Genomic DNA, 1,006 nt, shown 5'->3' with positions numbered 1-1,006 from the left:
ATGCATGGGTCACCCAAGTCGTTATCCCAGTACTTCCTAAAAACAGTGTAATCATGATGGATAATGCAACTTTTCACAAGAAACAGAGTATTCAACAAGTCATTATCGATGCGGGGCATATGGTGAAATATTTGCCTACCTATTTGCCAGATCTTAATCCAATTGAACATAAATGGGCACAAGTTAAATGCAAAAAAAGAGCGCTTGGATGCGACACAGATATTTTGTTCGCACTCAATATGGTATAATCAAAATTAAGTCGCTTAGCTATACCAGACAAGCAACAAAAATGAGTATCGCTAAGAAAAAGCTACCAAAATTACCAAAAGTATGTTGCACATAGGCATGCAAAATATCAGCACCATTGCTGGGCATTAGGTAATAGGGTGCCACTATTCTCACCCAGTTTAAACAGTGAAACATAAACCAATGTTAATAACACGCCGGCAATTAATCCAGCCCACATGGTATAACGGGTTAAAAGAGCAGAATTTTCGACACCACGTGAACGGGCAGCATTAACAATAACAATGCCAAACACCATCGCACCCAAGGTATCCATTTTCAGAAAACCATTAATATAGCTGGGCGACTTTAAAATGATTACAAGTAATTACTCTATATCAGTAAATTTATATTGGAGAAAAAACATATATTTTGATTACACCATATTGAATGCGAACAAAATATCTGTGTCGCATCCGAGCGCTCTTTTTTGCATTTAGCTTGTGCCCATTTATGTTAAATTGGATTAAGATCTGGCGAATAGGTAGGCAAATATTCCAAACATAGGAGGAAAAATAATATTTCCTGCCCCTAGAAATAACGCAAAGGTCATAAACCTTAAAGCTAAAATATCTCGAGATGTTAAACGATATGCCATAATTATTTGTTAATTTGTTGTTATTTGTATAGCTAAGCGACTTAATTTTGATGACATTATTTATATGAGCTATTCAATTGATTTTAGACGTAAAGTGATATTTACGATGGAAGAAGAAGGGTT

4 protein-coding genes and 1 pseudogene are annotated in these 1,006 nt (G+C 35.5%); 3 read left to right on the top strand and 2 right to left on the bottom strand.

Annotated elements, in window-relative coordinates:
- Together ARSQ2_RS11595 and ARSQ2_RS11590 are read left to right on the top strand one after the other, a co-directional pair.
- Positions 1 to 248: transposase (locus ARSQ2_RS11595; protein ID WP_202880425.1), on the top strand; the 248-nt coding region annotated here is incomplete at its 5' end.
- Positions 188 to 343, top strand: a complete 156-nt coding sequence (locus ARSQ2_RS11590; protein WP_181995373.1) for a hypothetical protein — start codon at positions 188 to 190, stop codon at positions 341 to 343. The genes ARSQ2_RS11595 and ARSQ2_RS11590, both read left to right, overlap by 61 nt.
- Here ARSQ2_RS11590 and ARSQ2_RS11585 read toward each other — a convergent pair.
- Positions 271 to 577 (bottom strand): annotated as a pseudogene (locus ARSQ2_RS11585) (branched-chain amino acid transport system II carrier protein); the annotation flags it as partial. The gene ARSQ2_RS11590 and the pseudogene ARSQ2_RS11585 sit on opposite strands and share 73 nt — an antisense overlap.
- 22 nt (positions 578 to 599) lie before the next feature.
- Here ARSQ2_RS11585 and ARSQ2_RS13975 point away from each other — a divergent pair.
- Positions 600 to 725 (top strand): hypothetical protein, encoded by a 126-nt coding sequence (locus ARSQ2_RS13975; RefSeq protein WP_255487715.1) that lies wholly within the window; start codon positions 600 to 602, stop codon positions 723 to 725.
- Between the two features lie 26 nt (positions 726 to 751).
- Here the strand turns inward: ARSQ2_RS13975 and ARSQ2_RS11580 are convergent, their stop codons facing one another.
- Positions 752 to 883 carry a branched-chain amino acid transport system II carrier protein gene (locus ARSQ2_RS11580; protein WP_420837787.1) on the bottom strand — a complete coding sequence of 44 codons (132 nt, stop codon included), beginning with the start codon at positions 881 to 883 and terminating at the stop codon, positions 752 to 754.
- Positions 884 to 1,006 lie beyond the last annotated feature (123 nt).

The organism is Arsenophonus endosymbiont of Bemisia tabaci Q2 (assembly GCF_902713415.1).
Classification (GTDB): Bacteria; Pseudomonadota; Gammaproteobacteria; order Enterobacterales; family Enterobacteriaceae; genus Arsenophonus.
Note: the sequence above shows the minus strand (reverse complement) of the source record. Positions and strands in the feature narration are given on the sequence as shown.

What these genes read in the sequence shown, in the direction of transcription:
- ARSQ2_RS11590 (WP_181995373.1), top strand. Translation starts at nt 188, where the DNA reads ATGCAAAAAAAGAGCGCTTGGATGCGACACAGATATTTTGTTCGCACT.
- ARSQ2_RS13975 (WP_255487715.1), top strand. Translation starts at nt 600, where the DNA reads ATGATTACAAGTAATTACTCTATATCAGTAAATTTATATTGGAGAAAA.
- ARSQ2_RS11580 (WP_420837787.1), bottom strand. Translation starts at nt 883, where the DNA reads ATGGCATATCGTTTAACATCTCGAGATATTTTAGCTTTAAGGTTTATG.